At 55.2% G+C, this 16,645-nt stretch carries 14 protein-coding genes; all 14 read left to right on the plus strand.

The genetic code is table 11. The features are described 5' to 3' along the window. The 14 genes from plsX to ACTQ34_RS03545 all read left to right on the plus strand — a co-directional run bounded on the left by plsX (position 1) and on the right by ACTQ34_RS03545 (position 16,635). Complete coding sequence (gene plsX / locus ACTQ34_RS03480) at positions 1–1,014, plus strand: phosphate acyltransferase PlsX (RefSeq protein ID WP_373164861.1); 1,014 nt, start codon at positions 1–3, stop codon at positions 1,012–1,014. 63 nt (positions 1,015–1,077) lie between these two features. Continuing rightward, positions 1,078–1,749: a ribonuclease III gene (rnc, locus tag ACTQ34_RS03485; RefSeq protein ID WP_441362523.1), complete on the plus strand. Its 672-nt coding sequence runs from the start codon at positions 1,078–1,080 to the stop codon at positions 1,747–1,749. A gap of 170 nt (positions 1,750–1,919) precedes the next feature. Next, the gene (smc, locus tag ACTQ34_RS03490) at positions 1,920–5,495 is read left to right on the plus strand and encodes a chromosome segregation protein SMC (RefSeq protein ID WP_441362524.1); all 3,576 of its coding nucleotides are present in this window, start codon (positions 1,920–1,922) and stop codon (positions 5,493–5,495) included. A 26-nt stretch (positions 5,496–5,521) separates the two neighbouring features. Next, complete coding sequence (gene ftsY / locus ACTQ34_RS03495) at positions 5,522–6,448, plus strand: signal recognition particle-docking protein FtsY (protein ID WP_441362525.1); 927 nt, start codon at positions 5,522–5,524, stop codon at positions 6,446–6,448. Next, complete coding sequence (rph, locus tag ACTQ34_RS03500) at positions 6,448–7,173, plus strand: ribonuclease PH (protein WP_441362558.1); 726 nt, start codon at positions 6,448–6,450, stop codon at positions 7,171–7,173. The genes ftsY and rph overlap by 1 nt, the downstream gene beginning before the upstream one ends. Further along, the gene (gene rdgB / locus ACTQ34_RS03505; protein WP_441362526.1) at positions 7,173–7,745 is read left to right on the plus strand and encodes an RdgB/HAM1 family non-canonical purine NTP pyrophosphatase; all 573 of its coding nucleotides are present in this window, start codon (positions 7,173–7,175) and stop codon (positions 7,743–7,745) included. Before rph ends, rdgB begins: the two co-directional genes overlap by 1 nt. Before the next feature lie 27 nt (positions 7,746–7,772). Further along, a complete protein-coding gene (locus ACTQ34_RS03510) occupies positions 7,773–8,072 on the plus strand; it encodes a YhbY family RNA-binding protein (protein WP_373164866.1) in 300 nt (99 codons plus the stop codon). Continuing rightward, complete coding sequence (gene nadD / locus ACTQ34_RS03515) at positions 8,069–8,662, plus strand: nicotinate (nicotinamide) nucleotide adenylyltransferase (RefSeq protein WP_441362527.1); 594 nt, start codon at positions 8,069–8,071, stop codon at positions 8,660–8,662. Before ACTQ34_RS03510 ends, nadD begins: the two co-directional genes overlap by 4 nt. A 38-nt stretch (positions 8,663–8,700) precedes the next feature. Beyond that, positions 8,701–9,282 carry a bis(5'-nucleosyl)-tetraphosphatase (symmetrical) YqeK gene (gene yqeK / locus ACTQ34_RS03520; RefSeq protein WP_441362528.1) on the plus strand — a complete coding sequence of 194 codons (582 nt, stop codon included), beginning with the start codon at positions 8,701–8,703 and terminating at the stop codon, positions 9,280–9,282. Between the two features lie 24 nt (positions 9,283–9,306). Continuing rightward, positions 9,307–11,028: an LCP family glycopolymer transferase gene (locus ACTQ34_RS03525; protein WP_441362529.1), complete on the plus strand. Its 1,722-nt coding sequence runs from the start codon at positions 9,307–9,309 to the stop codon at positions 11,026–11,028. A 22-nt stretch (positions 11,029–11,050) separates the two neighbouring features. Further along, positions 11,051–11,416, plus strand: coding sequence for a ribosome silencing factor (rsfS, locus tag ACTQ34_RS03530; protein WP_297274831.1), 366 nt, complete (start codon positions 11,051–11,053; stop codon positions 11,414–11,416). An 82-nt stretch (positions 11,417–11,498) separates the two neighbouring features. Continuing rightward, positions 11,499–13,907, plus strand: coding sequence for a leucine--tRNA ligase (gene leuS / locus ACTQ34_RS03535; protein ID WP_441362530.1), 2,409 nt, complete (start codon positions 11,499–11,501; stop codon positions 13,905–13,907). A gap of 121 nt (positions 13,908–14,028) precedes the next feature. Next, positions 14,029–14,211, plus strand: coding sequence for a 30S ribosomal protein S21 (gene rpsU / locus ACTQ34_RS03540; protein ID WP_031472056.1), 183 nt, complete (start codon positions 14,029–14,031; stop codon positions 14,209–14,211). 429 nt (positions 14,212–14,640) lie between these two features. Then, on the plus strand, positions 14,641–16,635 hold the full coding sequence (locus tag ACTQ34_RS03545; RefSeq protein ID WP_441362531.1) for a DNA gyrase/topoisomerase IV subunit B: 1,995 nt from the start codon (positions 14,641–14,643) through the stop codon (positions 16,633–16,635). The last annotated feature ends 10 nt before the right edge of the window (positions 16,636–16,645 follow it).

Here is a 16,645-nt window from a genome sequence, read left to right on the forward strand (position 1 = left end):
ATGAGGATCATCGTGGACGCAATGGGCGGCGATAACGCGCCGGAGTCCGCCGTTATCGGCGGCGCGCTGGCAGCAAAGGAATACGGCGAACAGGTAGTGCTGGTCGGCCAGCCGGATACGGTCGCGGAGATCCTGAAAAAGCGCGGCATGCAGGACACGAATGGTCTTACCATTATGCCGTCCTCCGATTTGGTCGATATGCATGACGATCCGGCGACGGTTTTGCGCAAAAAGCCGGATTCCTCTATGGCGGTGGCATTCAAACTGCTCAAAGCAGGCGAGGGCGACGCGCTCGTTTCCGCAGGAAACACGGGCGCGCTGCTCACCGGTGCAACTTTGTTCGGCGGCCGCATTAAGGGCATCCGTCGAGGTGCGCTTGCGCCTGTTATGCCGTGCAGCGGCGGACAGGTCATGCTGTGTGACGCGGGTGCAAATACCGAATGCACGGCGGAAATGTTGCTGCAATTTGCTTTTCTCGGCTCGTTGTATGCGGAAAAAATCAACGGTGTGAAAAATCCGCGCGTCGGGCTGGTTAACAACGGTACAGAGGATACCAAGGGCGATCCGCTGCGCAAGGAAACCTACGCACTGCTGAAGAAAGCGGGCGACGAGGGCCGTCTGAACTTTGTCGGCAATGTTGAGGGAAGCATGGTGCCGCTCGGTGCGTGCGATGTGGCGGTATGCGACGGCTTTACCGGAAACGTGATGCTCAAGACCATCGAGGGCGTAGCAAAGTTTATGGCGGGCCAGATTAAGGGTGTATTTACGCGCAATACGGCAACCAAGCTGGGCTATCTTGCCTGCAAAAAAGGCTTGGATGAGTTCCGCGATCTGTTCAATCAGGATAAAATCGGCGGCGCACCTTTCCTCGGCATCGCAAAGCCGGTCATCAAGGCGCACGGCTCCTCTAACGAGATCGCTGTGATGAATGCAGTGAGGCAGGCGATAGCCTACACAAAGTCGGGGATGATTCACGAAGTGGAGCAGAATATACAGTACATGACGGTGGAATAACGGCGGCGGACGCTGTGGCACTGTCCATGCCCGCGCCGCAAGGCGCAAGCGGGAGGTGAAAACATGCTGAAGATAGAGTATCAATTCAAAAATACGACGCTGCTGGAGACTGCGATGACCCATACCTCGTATGCCAACGAGCATCGGGGAAATCATCTGCATCATAACGAGCGACTGGAGTTTCTGGGCGATTCGGTGTTGGGTTTTGTCACAGCGGATTATTTGTTCACGCATTATCCGGAGCTGCCCGAGGGCGATTTGACCAAGCTGCGTGCAGCAGTCGTGTGCGAGGGCGCGCTGTGCGAAATCGCGCACGAACTGGGCATTCCTGACGAAATCCGTCTGGGTCACGGTGAGGAGACTGGCGGCGGGCGCGAACGGCCGAGTATTCTGGCCGATGCGACCGAGGCGCTGCTGGGCGCAATCTACCTCGACGGCGGCATTGAACCCGCACGCGCGTTTGTACTGCGGTTTATCCCGCATAAGGTGGACGTGGCAATCGCAGGCGGTGCATTCAAGGATTACAAGACCATGCTGCAGGAAATCGTGCAAAAAAACAAGCAGGAAACGCTGGAATATCGTTTGGCGGGGCAATCCGGTCCGGATCACGACAAGCGTTTCACGATGGAGCTGCTGCTAAACTCCAACGTGTTTGCGTCTGGTACCGGGCGGAGCAAGAAGGAGGCCGAGCAGATGGCGGCCAAGCAGGCGCTGGCCTCTATGGGCGTACAATGAGAAGAAAAAGACTTCGAAAGAAACTCTTTCGGAGTCTTTTGTCATATTTGGCGGAGTTTGGGACGCGCAGCATGGCGCAAGGTGTGAACAGGACGTAAATTCTGCTTTTCGCATTGAAAACCAACGTGTCAAGTGGTAAAATAATACCATATATATCTTCGAGGTGTCACATGGTATTAAAGAGCCTGATCTTACAGGGCTTTAAGTCATTTCCGGACAAGACCGAGATTCAGTTTCTTGGCGGTATGACGGCGATTGTCGGGCCGAACGGCTCGGGAAAATCGAATATTTCGGACGCAATCCGTTGGGTGCTGGGTGAGCAGTCCTCGCGCTCACTGCGCGGCGCGAAAATGGAGGACGTCATCTTCGGCGGCACGGCTAAACGTGGACCGGTCGGCTTTGCCGAGGTCTCTTTGATTTTGGATAATTCCGCTGGTGTGTTCCGTTCCGAGTTTACTGAGATTATGGTTACCCGCCGCTACTACCGTTCCGGGGAGAGCGAATATTTTCTCAACAAAAAGCATTGTCGTCTACGTGATATCCATGAACTTTTCATGGATACCGGCCTCGGACGCGACGGATATTCCATCATCGGGCAGGGTCGTATCGACGAGATTTTGTCACTCAAGAGCGAGGACCGGCGTGAAATCTTTGAGGAAGCGGCTGGTATCACCAAATTTCGCTATCGCAAGGAGGAGGCCGAGCGCAAGCTCGCCGCGACTGAAGAAAACCTGACCCGTATCCGCGACCTGTACGATGAGCTGGAACGGCAAATTGGTCCGCTGGAAAAGCAGGCGGACAAGGCAAAGCAATATCTGCTGCTGCGCGACGAGCTGCGTGTGCTGGAGATATCGCTCTGGCTGCTCTCGCTGGATCGCATCAAGGCCGATGCGTCGAAGTTGGAGAAGGACACGGCAACCTGCTCCGGACAGTTGGCGCAGGCCAAGCAGGCGCAGGAGGCGCTGTATGCACAGTCCGAGCAGCTTTCCGAGGATATGCGAGAAATTGACCGGGAGGCCGACCGGCTGCGTCAGCAGCTGCGTGAAACCGAGCAGCGCGCCGCCGATCAGGCGAGCCGCGCGGCGGTACTGCGCGCCAATATTCAGAATAACCGGGAAAATATAGACCGTGCACAGCGTGAAAGTGAGCAGCGCAGTGAGCAGGCACATAATTTGGGCGCACAGTTGGCAGAACGGCGCGCACACATCGAGTTGCTGGATGCCCGCCATACCGGACTGTCCGCGCAGCTTGCTGATTTGCAGAAGCAGACCGCTGCACAGGACGCGGGTCGCGCGCAGGCGGAGCAGGCTCTGCGGCAGGCGCAGCAAGTGCGGGATGCCAGACAGAACGAACTTCACGCGCTTGCGCTTGACCGTACAGCGGCGGAGACCAGTCTTGCCGGTATGGATGGGCGGCGAGATACCATCGCCGCCGACATTGATGCTGCGGGCAAGCGGCTGGAACAGGAGAAACAGGCACAGGACGAGTTGGAGACGCGTATGCAGGCGTGTCTGGATACGCTTGCCGGTGCAAAAAATAAAGTGCAGGGTATCGCTCTTAAGGCGGACAGCCGCCGAAAAAAGGCAGAAGCCTTGCAGGGTGAGTTGACGAAAGCACAGGCTGCACTGACCGACGCCAAAAACCGTGTTAAGATGCTCAGCGATATGCAGCGGGACTATGAGGGCTTTTCACGGTCGGTCAAGTCCATTATGCAGCAGGTCGAGCGCGGCGCGATGCGCGGCGTACATGGACCGGTATCTTCGCTCATTACGACCGACGATCGCTTTGTCACTGCGATTGATACGGCGCTCGGTGCGTCCGCGTCCTCTATTGTGGTGGATACCTCGACCGACGGTAAACGCTGCATCGAGTTCCTCAGGCGCACGGACGGCGGTCGTGCGACGTTTTTGCCGATTGATACAATTCGTCCAAATCTGTTGCGAGAAAACGGATTGGAGAGCAAAAACGGCTGTTTTGGCACCGCTGACCGACTGGTCACTTTTGATAAACGCTATACCGCCATCGTGCAGAATCTACTTGCGCGCACGGTGGTTTCCGAAAATATGGACACCGCTCTGACACTCGCGCGTGCATATGGACACCGCTTCCGCATCGTTACACTGGACGGCCAGATTATACAGGCGGGCGGTGCGATGACGGGCGGTTCCGCTTCGCGCGGCACGGGTGCACTGGCCCGTGCGGGACGGCTCAAGGCCGCGCAGGAGCAAGTCAAGCGGTTAGAGGAAACGCGGGCGCAGGCTGACCGCGCATTCCACGATGCCAAGGAAGAATACGCGGCACTGGAATATGACCTCAAGGCAATTGAGGCCGAGCGCATCCGTGCCGAGCAGGACGAGGCAGGGCTGCGCGCCTCTGTGTCGCAGCACCGTGTGCTGCTCGACAGTTTGCAGCATCAGTATGATGGCCTGGTGCTTGAGCGGGATAATCTTGCCAAGGCTAAGCTGCAGTATGAGGATGCCATTGCGCAGTGCGACGAAAAACAGGCTGGCGCACAGCAGGCGCTGAACGAGGCGGAACGACAGGTTTCGGATTGCCGCGCAGCGCTCGAACAGCAGAGCGCACAGGCCGCGGAAAACGCTTCGCGCATGACCGCAGTGCAAACTGAACTGGCGCAGAACCGTTCGGAGGCTGCCAGCGAAGCGCGCGCGCTGGTCGATTTGGAGCAGCTGAAAGCAGAATTGGATGCCGGCGTGACCGGAACGGCGGATACCATCGCGGGCTTTGAAACGGAGATACGTCGTCTGACGGATGAACTGACGCGGACCGAGGACGCAGGCAAGGAGACTGCTGCAGCCGAGGGACGGCTGCATGATAGCTTGAATGCGCAGATGCAGCAGCGTGAGCGGGTTGAGGGCGAACGCGCCCGGGTTGACCGCGAAGCGCAAAGCAAAAACGAAGAAATTCTTGGCCTCGAGCGTGAATCCGCGCGGTTGGAAAACCGCGCAGGACAGCTTAAAACCGAAGAAACGCAGATTTTGGATAAAATGTGGGAAAACTATGAGCTGACGCCTACGCCTGCGGCTGAGGTCGCGCGTCCGTTGGAGGATGTGTCTGCGGCGAAGGAACAGGCACAGAGTATCCGTATGAAAATGCGTGCGCTCGGTAACGTCAATCTGGATGCGGTCGAGGAATATCAACAGGCACTTGAACGCTATACCTTCATGGGGGAGCAGAAAGACGATTTGGAAAAGGCGCAGCATGAGCTGTATAAGGTCATCGAACAGCTGACCGTTAACATGAAGGAGATTTTTGCTTCCGAGTTTGCCAAGCTCAACGCTTATTTCGGCGAGACGTTCCGCGAGATTTTTGGCGGTGGCCATGCGGAATTGCAGCTTGCCGACACTTCGGATATCCTTAACTGCGGCATTGATATCCGTGTTTCTCCGCCGGGTAAGGCCGTCAAGACATTGACACTGCTGTCGGGCGGCGAAAAGGCGTTTGTGGCGATTGCGCTGTATTTTGCAATTTTGAAGCTGCGGCCAACACCGTTCTGTGTGCTCGACGAGATTGAAGCAGCGCTCGATGATGTGAACGTTGCGCGTTTTGCGCAGTATATCCGGCGGCTGACCGATGCCACGCAGTTTATCGTCATCACGCACCGCCGCGGCACAATGGAGGAGGCCGACATGCTCTACGGTGTGACCATGCAGGAGCAGGGCGTTTCCAAGATGCTGATGCTTAACCTCGCGGAGGCAGAAAAACAGTTGGGACATGCAATTCGGTAAAAGCAATCACAATTTGAGGAGTTATTATGGGATTATTTGATAAGATCAAACAGGGCTTACAGAAAACAAGTGATGCGGTGAACCGTTCGTTGGACAATGTGTTTGCGGCTTTCGTCAAAATTGATGCGGATTTGCTTGAGGAACTGGAGGAGGCGCTCATCCTGTCCGATGTGGGCGCGGAAACATCGATGAAAATCGTTTCTGAAGTGGAAAAACGCGCCAAGCTGCAAAAAATTACGACCGCGCCCGAGCTGCGTGAGCTGCTGCGCGAGGTTCTAACCGACAATATGCTGGAAAACCAACCGCTCGATGTTTCGGGTAAGCCTGCGGTCATTCTGGTGATCGGTGTAAACGGTGTGGGGAAAACCACATCGATCGGCAAGCTGGCCGCTCGATACGTAAATGAGGGCAAAAAGGTCATGCTGTCTGCGGCAGATACCTTCCGTGCAGCGGCGGCTGATCAGCTCGAGATCTGGGCCAAGCGCGCGGGTGCGGACATTGTTCGCCACGGCAAGGGTGCAGACCCGGCGGCGGTCGTGTTTGACTCGATTTCGGCGGCCAAGGCGCGCGGCAGCGATATCATCATCGTGGATACGGCGGGCCGCCTGCACAACAAGGCGAATCTGATGAATGAGCTGGCCAAGATTGATCGTGTCATCACGCGGGAGCTGCCGGATGCGTCGCGCGAGACACTGCTCGTACTGGATGCGACGACCGGCCAAAATGCCGTGCATCAGGCCGAGGAATTCAACAAGGCCGCACACCTGACCGGCATCGTGCTGACCAAGCTGGACGGCACGGCCAAAGGCGGCATTGTGATCGCCATTTCGGCGGGACTTGGCGTTCCGGTCAAGCTGGTCGGCGTGGGCGAAGGTATTGACGATTTGATTGATTTTGACCGTGCGGCATTTCTGGAAGCCATTCTGCCGCCTGTGGAAGGAGAAAATGCATGATGCAACGACCTGACGGAAGAACAACCGACGCGCTGCGGCCGGTGAAGATAACAAAAGATTATACGATGTATGCCGAAGGCTCGGTGTTGGTAGAAATGGGCAACACCAAGGTGATTTGCACCGCTTCGGTGGAGGATAAGGTGCCGCCCTTCCTGGAGGGCAAGGGCCTGGGCTGGGTGACGGCGGAATATGCCATGCTGCCGCGAGCAACCAATACGCGCAAAAAACGCGATATCAAGAGCCTAAAGCTGGACGGCCGCTCGAGCGAGATCCAACGGCTGATCGGCCGTTCGCTGCGCGCGGTGGTTGACCGCGAAGCGCTCGGTGAGCGTCAGATCACGGTGGACTGCGACGTGATTCAGGCAGATGGCGGCACGCGCTGCGCGTCGATTACGGGCGGGTTTGTTGCTCTGTGGATCGCATGCAAAAAGCTGCTTGACGAAGGCGTGATCGAGAAAATGCCGCTTTCCGCGCAGGTTGCGGCGGTTTCGGTCGGTATCTTCGAGGATGAGGCCATCCTTGACCTTAATTATGCCGAGGACAGCCATGCAATCGTGGATTGTAATGTTGTGATGACTTCGGCGGGCGAGTTTATCGAGGTGCAGGGAACGGGAGAAGGTCGTCCGTTCTCGGATACCGAGTTGCAAAAATTGCTCGCGCTGGGCAAAGAGGGCTGTCGGCGTCTATGTGAAGAGCAGAGCCGCGTGATGGGGGAGAGCCTGTAATGCAATTTGTGCTTGCCTCCCATAATCAGAAAAAACTGAGAGAAATGGCGGAGATTTTGGGTGAACTCGGCATCGAAGTAATGCCTTTACCCGAAAACGCGCCTGAGCCGGCGGAAACCGGTGCAACTTTTGAGGAAAACGCCATCATCAAGGCAAAAAGTGCAGCCGATTTTACCGGATTGCCCGCTATTGCGGATGACAGCGGCCTGTGCGTGGACGCACTGGACGGCGCGCCGGGCATCTACTCCGCGCGTTACTGTGAGGGAACCGATCAGGATAGAAATGCGTTTTTATTGGAGAATATGCGGAACAAGGATAACCGAGCCTGTCGCTTTGTGTGCGCGATTGCGTGTATTCTGCCGGATGGACAGGAGATGACTGTGCGCGGTGAATGCGAAGGCGAACTGCTCCGCGAAAGCCGTGGGGCAGGCGGCTTTGGGTACGATCCGCTGTTTTTTGTCCCGGAATACGGCTGCACGTTCGGAGAACTGCCGGGCGAGGTGAAAAACCGGATTTCCCATCGCGGTCGCGCGCTGCGAGCGCTTAAGGATGCGCTGAAAACTCGTATTTGAAACCAACAAGACAGGAGAATATTATTTATGCTGACAACCAAACAGCGCGCGCAGCTGCGCGCTTTGGCAAACCCTTTGGCTGATACACTCATCATCGGCAAGGAAGGCGTGACCGATGCGGTCGAGCGCCAGCTCGATCAGCTGCTCGAGGCGCACGAACTGGTCAAGGGCAAGGTGCTGGAGAACGCCATGCTCACTCCGCGCACGGTGTCCGAGGCTCTGTGTGAAGCAACCGGCGCCGAGCCGGTGCAGTGCATCGGTTCGAAATTTATTGTGTACCGGCAGGCGCACGATAAGGATAAGCGAAAGATTGTGCTGGTCAAATGAGGACGGGCATTCTTGGAGGAACATTCAATCCGCCGCATCTGGGCCATCTGCGCGCGGCACAGCTGGCGCACGATACACTTGCCCTTGACCGGGTGCTGTTCATCCCGACGAATATTCCGCCGCACAAAGCGCTGCCTGAACACACAGCCACGGCAGCCGACCGCTGTGAGATGGTGCGCCTGCTGACCAAGGACACGCCGTGGGCCCAGCTGGATACTATGGAAATCGACCGTGGCGGGGCAAGCTACACCGTGGATACGCTGCACGCCCTGCACGCGCGGGGGGAGACCGACCTGTATTTAATCGTCGGTACAGACATGCTGCTTTCGTTTGACCGTATCTGGCGCGCGCCGGATGAAATTGTGCAGCTGTGCACATTGGCGGTTTGTGCCCGCACGCAGGATGATTGGTCAAGGCTGCGCCGCAAGGCTGTGCTGCTGCACCGCAGTATGCACGCGAATATCGAGCTGGTACAGGGAGCCAGCATTCCCATTTCATCGACCGAGCTGCGGCAGGGCGGCGCGCTGCGTCGCTATACCGCGCCCGCGGTCGCGGATTATATCGAGCGAAATCACCTTTACGGTTATTGATAATAAGCGATATAAAATCAGAAAGGCGGGGAAAAGTTATGTTGTGTAACGATGAAATGAGGCAGGGGATTCTGGCGCGACTGCATGGATACCGGTATGAGCATACGCTGGGATGTGAGCGGGCGGCCAGAAAGCTGGCGGAGCGCTTCGGCGGCGATCCGGAAAAAGCTGGGGTGGCCGCTATCCTGCACGACATAACAAAGCATCTTTCTCCGCAGGAACAGTTGAATTTATGTGAGAAATACGGTATAATACCCTGTACCGTTGAAAAAAGCGAGCCGAAAATGCTGCACGGAAAAACGGCGGCGGCTATTGCGCGCGAGGAATACGGCATGCCCAAAGATATCTGCGACGCAATTGCCTGCCACACCACCGGCAAGCACGGCATGACATTACTGGACAAAATCCTTTATCTGGCTGATTACATCGAGGATACGCGCGATTTTCCGGGTGTGGAAAAGGCGCGTGAGCTGGCGCGGAAGAGCATTGAGCGTGCGCTGCTCTATTGTTATGACCAAACGCTGACCGAGTTGGTCGAGCGTAGCAAACTGATACACAGCGATACGATTGCAGCATATAACGATATGATTCGGCATGGTATTCGCTGGCGTGACGAATAGGACAATACTGGAGGCAGGAATCGTTTGAAACTTTTCGGAGGCAGCGGAGGCCGTAGCGGCCGGACAAACCGCACGCAAAATCAAAGCGCGCCGCGGCAGGCCGCGGGCAAGACTAACCAAAAGCCGATGTCCACGGCGCCGAAAGCACCGCAGTACGCGTCAAAGCCTACAGCGTCAAAGATGCCGCAGTCCGCGTCAAAGCCCACGGCGCAGCGAGCATCGCAGACCGCACCCAAGCCGACGGGCAAAAAGGGCGCAAAGGTAAAAAAACAGCTGACCAAGGGCCAGAAGCGCAGGCGCGTTATTATTATCACAGTGATTGTGCTGGCACTTTTGCTTTGCGTTGCGGCTGCTGCAGTGTTTTTTATCCGCCCGCCGCAGGCCAATGACCCCACCATCAAGGACAAGGAAAATGGGGACAAGATCGATGTCAACAGTATGCTCAATTCGGGCACGCGCATCGATGACGTATTTACCTTTGTAGTTGGTGCGGTTGACGAGGATCAGACCCGAACCGATGCACTGATGGTCGCTACGATGGATGTCAACAAAAAGACCATTAACGTAATGAACATTCCGCGCGATACGATGTGCAACAATGGTCTGAGTGGTGCGAGCCGCAAGATCAATGCCGCTTACGGTATGAGCAAGGGCATCGAGCAGACCAAGACCGAGATTGAACGTCTGATGGGCTTCAAGCCGGATAAATATGTTATCGTCAATTTCGATGGCATCGCAGCGATTGTAGATGCGATCGGCGGCATTGATTATGAGATTCCTTTCCGGATGCAGTATGACGACCCATCGCAGAATCTACACATTGACCTGTATGCCGGTATGCAGCATCTGGACGGCAAGCAGACAGTGGAATTCCTGCGCTGGCGGCATAACAACGACTATTCGGTGCAGTATCCGAATGGCGACGAAGGCCGTGTAGAAAATCAGCAGAAGTTTTTGAAAACACTTGCAGGAGAGGTATTCCAGCTCAAAAACATCACCAAAATCTCCTCGATTGCAGATGCGGTATTCCAGAACGTTAAAACCGACCTGACCGCAGGCGAGCTGCTCTGGATGGGCATGCAGGCACTGCAGATCAAGAATGAGAATATTCAGTTCTTCACGCTCCCCGGTTATGGTGCTATGAGCTATGCCGGCAGTGACCCGTATCAGTATTCGTTCTTCTTCCCGTACTATCAGGAAACGCTTGATCTGGTCAATAAGTATTTCAATCCGTATGAGGAAAAGATTACTACGCTGGATATGGTAAGCGGTCCGGAAGGTGGCAGTTCGTCAAGTTGGAGTGGCGGCGTTAGCTCGGGTGAGGATAATTATGTCTGGGGCGATACCTCGGACGAGGATTACAATGATAATTCCGGTTCGACCGGCGGAGAAAGCAGCGGCGGCGGAGAGACTTCGTCCGGTGGCAGCACCGGCGGCGGAGAAAGCACGGGCGGCGGCACGAGCGAAGGTGGCACGACCGGCGGCGGAGAAAGCAGCGGTGGCACGACCGGCGGTGGAGAGACCACAGGCGGCGGCACGACCGGCGGCGGAGAGATCACGGGCGGCGGCAGTACCGGCGGCGGAGAGACCACGGGCGGCGGCAGTACCGGCGGCGGAGAGACCACAGGCGGTGGCAGTACCGGCGGTGGAGAAAGCGGCGGCACAGGCGGCGGAGAAAGCAGCGGCGGCGGCACGACCGATTCCGGTACGGGCGGCGGCGATGCTGTAATCGACCCGGAAGCATGACGATAAAGAAGGAGTTAAAAAATTGACTGCTAAAGATACCGTAAAAGCGATTTGTGAAGCGCTTCTGGAGAAAAAAGCGCAGGAAATCGAAGTGTTGCAGGTGGAGCGCCTGACCGAGCTGACCGAATATTTCGTCATTTGTTCGGCGTCCTCGACCACGCAGGTCAAAGCATTGGCTGATAACGTGGAGTGGCGTCTGAAATACGATCACGAAACACTGGTGCACCACACCGAGGGCTATGAATCCGCGCAGTGGATGCTGCTCGATTACGGCTGCGTTGTGCTGCATGTGTTTATGCCGGAGGCCCGCAAGTTCTACAATCTGGAGAATCTGTGGAAGGACGGAACGCCCGTGGCGTTGTCTGAGCTTGGCATTGCAGAAAAATAAAACGGGATGCGGCGGATGCAGGAAGTGTGTCCGCCGCGTTACCGCGCCTAAAATAAACCATTCACTTTAGGGGGAAATACCGTTGAAGTACGATCACAAATTGGTTGAAAAAAAGTGGCAGGACATCTGGGATGAGGCACATTGCTTTGAAGCGGAAAACGGCAGCGAGAAGAAAAAATTCTACGCGCTGGTCGAATTCCCGTATCCGTCCGGTCAAGGTCTGCACGTAGGCCATCCGCGCTCCTACACCGCGCTTGACATCGTGGCGCGCAAAAAGCGCATGCAGGGATACAATGTGCTGTATCCCATGGGCTGGGATGCCTTTGGGCTGCCGACCGAAAATTTTGCTATCAAAAATCACATCCATCCGGCGGAGGTAACCAAGAAGAACGTTGCACGCTTTAAGGGGCAGCTTAAGTCGCTCGGCCTGTCGTTCGACTGGTCGCGCGAAATCAATACGACTGACCCGAATTACTACAAGTGGACGCAGTGGATCTTCCTGCAGCTGTTTAAGAAGGGCCTTGCCTATAAGAAGGAAATGAGCGTCAACTGGTGCACCTCCTGTAAGTGCGTGCTGGCAAACGAAGAGGTTGTCAACGGCGTATGTGAGCGCTGCGGCAGCGAAGTTGTTCATAAGACCAAGAGCCAGTGGATGCTGGCGATCACCAAATACGCCCAGCGCCTGATCGACGATCTGGATGAGGTGGATTTCATCGAGCGCGTTAAGGTACAGCAGCGCAACTGGATTGGCCGCTCCACCGGCGCAGAGGTCGATTTCAAGACCACCGAGGGGGATACCCTGACGGTATACACTACCCGTCCGGATACGCTGTTTGGCGCCACCTATATGGTTATTTCTCCGGAGCATCCGGCGGTCGAGAAGTGGGCGAACCAACTCAAGAACATCGACGCGGTGCGCGCTTACCGGGAGGAAGCTGCGCGCAAGTCGGATTTTGAGCGCACCGAGCTGAACAAGGATAAGACCGGCGTCAAGTTGGACGGCGTTGCGGCAATCAATCCGGTCAACGGACGTGAGATTCCGATTTTCGTATCCGACTATGTTCTGATGGGCTATGGCACGGGCGCTATTATGGCGGTTCCGGCGCATGACGACCGTGACTGGGAGTTTGCTAAGAAGTTTGGCTGCGAGATTATCGAAGTGGTCTCCGGCGGTGAGGATGTGCAGAAGGCAGCCTTTACCGCAAAGGACGAGACCGGTATTCTGGTAAACTCGGATTTCCTCAACGGCAAGACGGTCAAGGATGCCATTCCGGCGATGATTGCATGGCTGGAAGAGAAGGACATTGGTCATGCTAAAGTGCAGTATAAGCTGCGCGACTGGGTATTCTCCCGTCAGCGCTACTGGGGCGAGCCGATTCCGCTGGTTTACTGCGAGAAGTGCGGCTGGGTGCCGATTCCGGAGGACCAGCTCCCGCTGACCTTGCCGGACGTGGAAAGCTATGAGCCGACTGAGAACGGCGAGTCGCCGCTTGCCAAAATGACCGACTGGGTCAACACAACCTGTCCGTGCTGCGGCGGTCCTGCCAAGCGTGAGACCGACACCATGCCGCAGTGGGCTGGTTCTTCGTGGTACTTCCTGCGCTACATGGATCCGCACAACGACAAGGCGCTGGCTTCCAAGGAAGCACTGGAATACTGGTCGCCGGTGGACTGGTACAACGGCGGTATGGAGCACACTACACTCCACCTGCTGTACAGCCGCTTCTGGCATAAGTTCCTGTATGACATCGGTGTCGTGCCGACCAAGGAGCCGTATGCTAAGCGCACAAGCCATGGTATGATTCTGGGCGAGAATGGCGAGAAGATGTCCAAGAGCCGCGGTAACGTGGTCAATCCGGATGAGATTGTGGACACCTACGGCGCAGATACCATGCGTCTGTACGAAATGTTCATCGGCGATTTTGAGAAGGCTGCACCGTGGAGCCCGAAGTCGATTAAGGGCTGCCGCCGCTTCCTCGAGCGCGTCTGGGGGTTGGCCGAAAAGGTGCAGGAAGGCGACGAATATTCCAAGCAGCATGAGGTGCTCATGCATCGTACGATCAAGAAGGTCGGCGAGGATGCGGACAACCTCAAGGCCAATACTGCAATCGCGGCACTTATGACCATGCTCAATGAGTTCTATGATAAGGGTGTCAATAAGGCTGAATATATGACCTTCCTGACACTGCTCAACCCGTTTGCTCCGCATATCACCGAAGAACTGTGGCAGCAGATGGGCGGCGAGGGCTTGCTGTCTGTTGCACCATGGCCGGTTTATGAAGAGGCCAAGACGGTCGAGGATACGGTTGAAATGGCTGTACAGGTCAACGGCAAGCTCAAGTGCACGATTAAACTGCCTGTGGATTGCGACAAGCAGGTGGCAATCGATACCGCATTGGCAGAGGAAAAGGTGCAGAACGCGATTGCGGGCAAGGAGATGGTCAAGCAGATCGTCGTACCTGGTAAAATTGTCAATCTGGTCGTTCGTTAAACTTTGTTATTGACACGGACGGTAAAAACAGATATAATATTCTTACGGTTTTGTGTGCCGTTGCATGCAGGGCCGTGCATAGCGTTCCTCCAGAGGGGAACGCGCGGAGGGAGGGAAAACTGTGTCGGAGATCCGCATCAAGGAAAATGAATCTATTGACAGCGCGCTGCGCCGTTTCAAGCGTTCGTGCGCCAAGGCGGGTACGCTTTCCGAGCTCCGCAAGCGTGAGCATTATGAAAGCCCGAGCGTCAAGCGCCGCAAGAAATCTGAGGCTGCGCGCGCCAAGAAGAAAAAGTTTCGCTAATTAGTAGAAAAGAACAGATGCTTTTGCATCTGTTCTTTTTTCGTTCGATATAAAACTAATCGTGCGCTCAGAAGTGTTTACACTTCTTTCAAATTTTCTACAAACTTTAGACATATGGGTACGGTATAGTATAACCACAGCAAGGGAATAACCCCTTTTGATATAAACTTCTTCATGGGAAGACGATAAAAATCTGTTCGGCCCTGTGGGACGGAATACCGCGCAGGCTCCCGGACAGTCCAAAGACAAGAGGCTCAATCGCCCATTATCATAGAAGGCACGCGTTGCGAAAAGCGGCGCGCGCTTTTTTGTGCAGGAAAACAGAGTTTGAGTATGCAAATCGGAAAAAGATTGAAAAATATAAAAAAACAGCGTATAATAATATAGTTATGGATTTGAGAATTGCGGAAATAGGGAGTTAAGGACTTTATGAGCAAAGCAAAACCGTCATACGGCAATGAGAGCATTTCCTCGCTCAAAGGCGCGGACCGTGTGCGCAAGCGCCCGGGCGTTATTTTCGGCTCGGACGGGCTGGAAGGCTGCGAGCATGCGGTGTTCGAGATTCTCTCCAACTCGATTGATGAAGCGCGCGAGGGCTTTGGCACCGAGATTGTTACCACCCGCTATGAGGATGGCTCGATTGAGGTGGCAGACCGCGGTCGCGGCATTCCAATTGAGTGGAACGAGAATGAGCAGCGCTATAACTGGGAACTGGTGTTCTGTGAGCTGTATGCGGGCGGCAAATACAAGAACGACACGGGTGAAAATTATGAGTTCTCGCTTGGCTTGAACGGTTTGGGTACCTGTGCGACTCAGTATTCTTCAGAATATATGGACGTAACCGTCGTGCGCGATGGGTTCGAGTATAGCCTGCACTTTGAGAAGGGTGAAAATAAGACCCCCACCAAGGAGGGATTCACCAAAAAGCCGACGACCTCCAAAAAGACTGGCTCAACCATCCGCTGGAAGCCCGACCTTGAGGTGTTCACTGATATTAATATTCCGGTCGATTACTATCTCGATACGCTTAAGCGGCAGGCTGTGGTCAACAGCCATATCAAGTTCGTACTGAGAAATCAGGTCGGTGGGAAGTTTGAGACAACCGAATTTCTCTACCAGAACGGCATTGTGGATTATGTCACCGAGCTGGTCGGTGAGAACCCGCTGACTTCGGTGCAGTTCCTGGAGGGCGAGCGACGCGGCCGTGACCGTGCGGACAAGCCGGAATACAAGGTCAAATTGTCTTGTGCGTTCTGCTTTTCCTCTGCGGTGTCACGCATTGAGTATTACCACAACTCCTCATGGCTGGAACACGGCGGCGCACCGGATAAGGCAGTGCGCTCGGCCTTTGTTTCCGCACTTGACGCGTATCTAAAGCAGAATAACAAATACACCAAGAATGAGAGCAAGGTCACGTTCCAAGACGTGCTGGACAGCCTAGTTCTCGTGACCAACTGCTTCTCCACTCAGACCTCGTATGAGAATCAGACCAAAAAGGCAATCACCAACAAGTTCATTCAAGAAGCAATGACCGATTTCCTCAAGCAGGGCTTGGAGATTTACTTCATCGAGAACAAGGCTGAGGCGGATAAGATTGCCGAACAGGTTCTCATCAATAAGCGCAGCCGTGAGCAGGCGGAGAAGGCACGTCTGAACATCAAGAAAAAGCTGTCCGGCGGCATGGATTTGGCCAACCGTGTACAGAAATTCGTCGACTGCCGCACCAAAGATGTGACCCGACGCGAGCTGTATATCGTGGAGGGTGATTCTGCGCTCGGTTCGGTCAAGCAGGGACGCGACAGTGAGTTTCAGGCGATTATGCCGGTGCGCGGCAAGATTCTCAACTGTTTGAAAGCGGATTACGGAAAGATTTTCAAAAATGATATCATCACCGATTTGCTGAAGGTGCTCGGCTGCGGGGTGGAAGTGCGCGGCAAGGCGGCAAAAGACCTGTCTGCGTTCGATCTTGAGGCGCTGCGCTGGCGGCGCATCATCATCTGCACCGATGCTGACGTGGACGGATTCCAGATTCGCACGCTGATTTTGACGATGCTGTATCGGCTGGTACCGACGCTGATTGAAAAAGGCTATGTCTATATTGCTGAATCACCGCTTTATGAGATCACCTATCGAGATAAAAGCTATTTCGCGTTCGACGAGAGTGAAAAAGCTGCGATTCTGCAAAAACTCGAGGGGAAAAAGGTGCTGATACAGCGCTCCAAGGGTCTGGGCGAAAACGAAGCGGACATGATGTGGGAAACCACGATGAATCCGGAAACCCGTCGCCTGATTCGCATTCAGCCCGAGGATGCCAAGGCGACCAGCGAGATGTTTGACCTGCTGCTGGGCGATAATCTGTCTGGCCGCAAAGAGTATATTGCGGAAAACGGCGCACAGTATCTCGAGCTGGCAGATATATCCTGACAAGGAGTTA

The organism is Agathobaculum sp. LCP25S3_E8, assembly GCF_052117165.1.
Classification (GTDB): domain Bacteria; phylum Bacillota; class Clostridia; order Oscillospirales; family Butyricicoccaceae; genus Agathobaculum.

Coding starts and splice junctions, on each gene's coding strand:
- plsX (WP_373164861.1), top strand. CDS start 1: ATGAGGATCATCGTGGACGCAATGGGCGGCGATAACGCGCCGGAGTCC.
- rnc (WP_441362523.1), top strand. CDS start 1,078: ATGCTGAAGATAGAGTATCAATTCAAAAATACGACGCTGCTGGAGACT.
- smc (WP_441362524.1), top strand. CDS start 1,920: ATGGTATTAAAGAGCCTGATCTTACAGGGCTTTAAGTCATTTCCGGAC.
- ftsY (WP_441362525.1), top strand. CDS start 5,522: ATGGGATTATTTGATAAGATCAAACAGGGCTTACAGAAAACAAGTGAT.
- rph (WP_441362558.1), top strand. CDS start 6,448: ATGCAACGACCTGACGGAAGAACAACCGACGCGCTGCGGCCGGTGAAG.
- rdgB (WP_441362526.1), top strand. CDS start 7,173: ATGCAATTTGTGCTTGCCTCCCATAATCAGAAAAAACTGAGAGAAATG.
- ACTQ34_RS03510 (WP_373164866.1), top strand. CDS start 7,773: ATGCTGACAACCAAACAGCGCGCGCAGCTGCGCGCTTTGGCAAACCCT.
- nadD (WP_441362527.1), top strand. CDS start 8,069: ATGAGGACGGGCATTCTTGGAGGAACATTCAATCCGCCGCATCTGGGC.
- yqeK (WP_441362528.1), top strand. CDS start 8,701: ATGTTGTGTAACGATGAAATGAGGCAGGGGATTCTGGCGCGACTGCAT.
- ACTQ34_RS03545 (WP_441362531.1), top strand. CDS start 14,641: ATGAGCAAAGCAAAACCGTCATACGGCAATGAGAGCATTTCCTCGCTC.